The sequence below is a fragment of the Lacticaseibacillus chiayiensis genome, from assembly GCF_004123795.1.
In the GTDB taxonomy this organism is placed as follows: domain Bacteria; phylum Bacillota; class Bacilli; order Lactobacillales; family Lactobacillaceae; genus Lacticaseibacillus; species Lacticaseibacillus chiayiensis.
In genome coordinates, this window is sequence record NZ_MSSM01000051.1 from 1 (window position 1) to 3,545 (window position 3,545).

General features: G+C 49.5%; 2 protein-coding genes, 25 tRNA genes and 1 rRNA gene. 2 read left to right on the forward strand and 26 right to left on the reverse strand.

Features of this window, described 5'->3' with window-relative positions:
- On the forward strand, nt 1-386 hold a 386-nt coding region (gene tnpA / locus BVJ53_RS13925), incomplete at its 5' end, for an IS200/IS605 family transposase (protein WP_129302919.1).
- 112 nt (nt 387-498) lie between these two features.
- Entirely contained in the window at nt 499-693 is a 195-nt protein-coding gene (locus BVJ53_RS13930) for a hypothetical protein (RefSeq protein ID WP_129302920.1), read from the forward strand.
- Nucleotides 694-950: 257 nt separating this feature from the next.
- Here BVJ53_RS13930 and BVJ53_RS13935 read toward each other — a convergent pair.
- From BVJ53_RS13935 to rrf, 26 genes are all read right to left on the reverse strand, one after another.
- A tRNA-Leu gene (locus BVJ53_RS13935) sits at nt 951-1,034 on the reverse strand.
- Between the two features lie 45 nt (nt 1,035-1,079).
- Nucleotides 1,080-1,150 (reverse strand) — tRNA-Cys (locus BVJ53_RS13940).
- Between the two features lie 46 nt (nt 1,151-1,196).
- Nucleotides 1,197-1,268: transfer RNA gene (locus BVJ53_RS13945), tRNA-Gln, on the reverse strand.
- 7 nt (nt 1,269-1,275) lie between these two features.
- Nucleotides 1,276-1,348: transfer RNA gene (locus BVJ53_RS13950), tRNA-His, on the reverse strand.
- 9 nt (nt 1,349-1,357) lie between these two features.
- Nucleotides 1,358-1,428, reverse strand: a tRNA-Trp gene (locus BVJ53_RS13955).
- 6 nt (nt 1,429-1,434) lie between these two features.
- Nucleotides 1,435-1,515: transfer RNA gene (locus BVJ53_RS13960), tRNA-Tyr, on the reverse strand.
- A 4-nt stretch (nt 1,516-1,519) separates the two neighbouring features.
- A tRNA-Phe gene (locus BVJ53_RS13965) sits at nt 1,520-1,592 on the reverse strand.
- 49 nt (nt 1,593-1,641) lie between these two features.
- A tRNA-Asp gene (locus BVJ53_RS13970) sits at nt 1,642-1,715 on the reverse strand.
- Nucleotides 1,716-1,721: 6 nt separating this feature from the next.
- Nucleotides 1,722-1,795: transfer RNA gene (locus BVJ53_RS13975), tRNA-Met, on the reverse strand.
- Nucleotides 1,796-1,805: 10 nt separating this feature from the next.
- Nucleotides 1,806-1,897, reverse strand: a tRNA-Ser gene (locus BVJ53_RS13980).
- 9 nt (nt 1,898-1,906) lie between these two features.
- Nucleotides 1,907-1,978 (reverse strand) — tRNA-Glu (locus tag BVJ53_RS13985).
- Nucleotides 1,979-1,982: 4 nt separating this feature from the next.
- Nucleotides 1,983-2,070: transfer RNA gene (locus BVJ53_RS13990), tRNA-Ser, on the reverse strand.
- Nucleotides 2,071-2,095: 25 nt separating this feature from the next.
- Nucleotides 2,096-2,169, reverse strand: a tRNA-Ile gene (locus BVJ53_RS13995).
- 13 nt (nt 2,170-2,182) lie between these two features.
- A tRNA-Gly gene (locus tag BVJ53_RS14000) sits at nt 2,183-2,253 on the reverse strand.
- Nucleotides 2,254-2,272: 19 nt separating this feature from the next.
- Nucleotides 2,273-2,345, reverse strand: a tRNA-Phe gene (locus tag BVJ53_RS14005).
- 5 nt (nt 2,346-2,350) lie between these two features.
- Nucleotides 2,351-2,424: transfer RNA gene (locus tag BVJ53_RS14010), tRNA-Asp, on the reverse strand.
- Nucleotides 2,425-2,430: 6 nt separating this feature from the next.
- A tRNA-Met gene (locus BVJ53_RS14015) sits at nt 2,431-2,504 on the reverse strand.
- A gap of 48 nt (nt 2,505-2,552) precedes the next feature.
- A tRNA-Ile gene (locus BVJ53_RS14020) sits at nt 2,553-2,626 on the reverse strand.
- 8 nt (nt 2,627-2,634) lie between these two features.
- Nucleotides 2,635-2,708, reverse strand: a tRNA-Met gene (locus BVJ53_RS14025).
- 26 nt (nt 2,709-2,734) lie between these two features.
- Nucleotides 2,735-2,808, reverse strand: a tRNA-Pro gene (locus BVJ53_RS14030).
- A 5-nt stretch (nt 2,809-2,813) separates the two neighbouring features.
- Nucleotides 2,814-2,887: transfer RNA gene (locus tag BVJ53_RS14035), tRNA-Arg, on the reverse strand.
- A 60-nt stretch (nt 2,888-2,947) separates the two neighbouring features.
- Nucleotides 2,948-3,019, reverse strand: a tRNA-Gly gene (locus tag BVJ53_RS14040).
- 34 nt (nt 3,020-3,053) lie between these two features.
- Nucleotides 3,054-3,126, reverse strand: a tRNA-Thr gene (locus tag BVJ53_RS14045).
- Nucleotides 3,127-3,168: 42 nt separating this feature from the next.
- Nucleotides 3,169-3,241: transfer RNA gene (locus BVJ53_RS14050), tRNA-Lys, on the reverse strand.
- Between the two features lie 2 nt (nt 3,242-3,243).
- Nucleotides 3,244-3,316: transfer RNA gene (locus BVJ53_RS14055), tRNA-Val, on the reverse strand.
- An 8-nt stretch (nt 3,317-3,324) separates the two neighbouring features.
- Nucleotides 3,325-3,441 (reverse strand): 5S ribosomal RNA (rrf, locus tag BVJ53_RS14060).
- Nucleotides 3,442-3,545 lie beyond the last annotated feature (104 nt).

The window sequence follows — 3,545 nt, forward strand, 5'->3', positions numbered from 1 at the left end:
ATTTGATCTGGGTAACGAAATATCGGCATCAAACTTTTGTAACCAGGAAACTGGTAGATGAAATGAAGGTCATTCTGCAAAAGGTTGCCGATGATAATGAAATTGTGATCGAAAAAATGGAAGTCATGCCCGATCATGTCCATGTATTGATCAGTTTTCCGCCTAGCAAGGCACCAACCAGTGCCATCAAAGCGCTCAAGGGCAGAAGTGCCTTTATCTTTCTCAAACGGCATCCAGAAATTCGCGATTCTCAAGATTGGGGTGGGCATTTATGGTCACCCAGCTACTACATGAGTACACTTGGCAACATGAGCAAGGACGTTGTTGAGAATTACATCAACAACCAAAAGTACACCGAACTGAAAAAGCGCCCTAAAAGGCGTTGAGAGAGGGCCTATCCATCCCATGGTTAAAGTCACGGGATTTCCGGCCAGTCATAATTAAAAGGAGCGAGATCATTCAGCAGTCGATTTCCACTTAGAAATGGAGGCAATCAAAATGGATATTGTTATTGTAATCGGTGGTGCACTATTCGTCTTAGGCATGTTGATCGCAGCCGTAAACACACGCATTGATTATGGATTCTTCACTCACTATCGAAGTGTCAATCGCGGGGTTAATCTCATCGCGATACTGCTTATCATCGTTGGTTTGGGGATTGTCATTCTTAAATTCATGGCAAATGAACAATAAGCGCGTCACAGACCTAATAAATTGGAAAATGAAGTCAGATCCTATGCACACTGAAAACTGCCACTCAGGCCACGCCAAGAACCTTTCCACAAACAAAAAGTTAGCGGTAAAAGTCAAATGACGATCAGCATATCTTAAAATGACGCAATAATGAAAAGAGATCGGCGTTCGGCACAGAAATTGCCAAATAGCCGATTTTTCTTAAGACCCCTCGCCAGATTTCTGAGCACTAAAAAAGCCCCAAAACGGGGCAAGTCTACCGGTGATCGGGGTCGAACCGATACTCCATTGCTGGAACGGGATTTTGAATCCCGCGCGTCTGCCAATTCCGCCACACCGGCATAATATAAATTGGCACTCTCTTGCTGGGCGTCAACCGCAAGATAAGGCGGTGATCGGAATCGAACCGACGATCAAGGTTTTGCAGACCCATGCCTTACCGCTTGGCTACACCGCCATATTCATCAAGTTAAGTGCGTTTCTCCTATGGCAGTTGGAGAAAATTGGGGTAGCTGGATTCGAACCAGCGCATGACGGAGTCAAAGTCCGTTGCCTTACCACTTGGCTATACCCCAGTAAAAGGGCGGTATGTGGGGATCGAACCCACGTATGCCGGTGCCACAAACCGGTGTGTTAACCGCTTCACCAATACCGCCATGATAAGCAGGGATAGTAGGAGTTGAACCCACACTGACGGTTTTGGAGACCGTAGTTCTACCATTAAACTATATCCCTATAAAATGGAGGAGATAGGATTCGAACCTATGAACCCGAAGGAGCGGATTTACAGTCCGCCGCGTTTAGCCTCTTCGCTACTCCTCCATAATGGCGCGGGACGGAATCGAACCGCCGACACATGCAGCTTCAATGCATTGCTCTACCGACTGAGCTACCGAGCCATTTAAACCGTTTTATATAAAGTTGATGTTCCCCTCAATTGGAGGGGGACGGTTCCAACGGGACTCGAACCCGTGATCTCCTGCGTGACAGGCAGGCGTCCTAACCAACTAGACCATGGAACCATATAATTGCGGGAGCAGGATTTGAACCTGCGACCTTCGGGTTATGAGCCCGACGAGCTACCGAACTGCTCCATCCCGCGATAATAATAAAGGAGAATGAGGGATTCGAACCCTCGCGTGGACTTACGCCCACCTGACGGTTTTCAAGACCGTTCCCTTCAGCCAGACTTGGGTAATTCTCCATCTAACCATGACCCGTACGGGATTTGAACCCATGTTACCGCCGTGAAAGGGCGGTGTCTTAACCACTTGACCAACGGGCCACAACGGAGAAGGAGGGATTTGAACCCTCGCACCAGTTTCCCGGTCTACACCCTTAGCAGGGGCGCCTCTTCAGCCACTTGAGTACTTCTCCATGAGCTATAAAATTAATGGAACAATGGGCCTAGGTGGACTTGAACCACCGACCTCACGCTTATCAAGCGTGCGCTCTAACCAACTGAGCTATAGGCCCATATCATAATCGCAGCGGGTGACGAGAATCGAACTCGCGACAACAGCTTGGAAGGCTGTGGTTTTACCACTAAACTACACCCGCATAAGGGTGATTATGAAAATGGCGCGGGACAGAATCGAACTGCCGACACATGCAGCTTCAATGCATTGCTCTACCGACTGAGCTACCGAGCCGCAAACGGTCCCAACGGGACTCGAACCCGTGATCTCCTGCGTGACAGGCAGGCGTCCTAACCAACTAGACCATGGAACCATGCAATTGCGGGAGCAGGATTTGAACCTGCGACCTTCGGGTTATGAGCCCGACGAGCTACCGAACTGCTCCATCCCGCGATAACAGTAACAAATCGATTATACCGAACAGTGGCCACCCTGTAAAGATGGACCTTGTAGGGCTCGAACCTACGACCGGACGGTTATGAGCCGTCTGCTCTAACCAACTGAGCTAAAGGTCCAAGCTCAATCGCGGCGGGGGGGATCGAACCCTCGACCTCCCGGGTATGAACCGGACGCTCTAGCCAGCTGAGCTACACCGCGAAAAAACCATATGGACTAGCGTCCAATCGGGAAAACAGGATTCGAACCTGCGACCCCCTGGTCCCAAACCAGGTGCTCTACCAAGCTGAGCTATTTCCCGTCAAATGCACCCAGTAGGAGTCGAACCTACAACCTTCTGATTCGTAGTCAGACACTCTATCCAATTGCGCTATGGGTGCAAATCATGATAATACCGAGGAATCTTTCGACCAAACGCACCCTCGGCACTGCGTTTGGAAAGCGGAAGACGGGATTCGAACCCGCGACCCCCACCATGGCAAGGTGATGTTCTACCACTGAACTACTTCCGCATGAAACAGAATACCTATCAAATTATTGGTGCCATGCCGACTAAAGGATTCGAACCTTCGACCCCCTGTTTACAAGACAGATGCTCTACCAACTGAGCTAAGTCGGCAAAAATATCGACTTGAACCGCCATTTAAAACCAATAATTCTCTGAGCCGTGACAGGCTCGAACTGTCGACCCACTGATTAAAAGTCAGTTGCTCTACCAACTGAGCTAACGGCTCAATGGAGGATACAGGGCTCGAACCTGTGACCCTCTGCTTGTAAGGCAGACGCTCTCCCAACTGAGCTAATCCTCCATATGTAAACGTGGCAGCTTCCTACCCTCGCAGGTAGTTTCCCACCAACTACTCTCGGCGTGAAGAAGCTTAACTTCTGTGTTCGGCATGGGAACAGGTGTATCCTTCTTGCTATCGCCACCACACTTATGAGAACTTTGCGCTCTCAAAACTGGCTATCATTGTTGTGTTGTTGTGTCGAGGTACGGCGTATTTCATCGAAACGCGTTTACCGGCGCAGAAGCCTGCG

Bases quoted from the DNA above. Each gene is read 5' to 3' on its own strand.
- BVJ53_RS13930 (WP_129302920.1), top strand. From the start codon at position 499: ATGGATATTGTTATTGTAATCGGTGGTGCACTATTCGTCTTAGGCATG.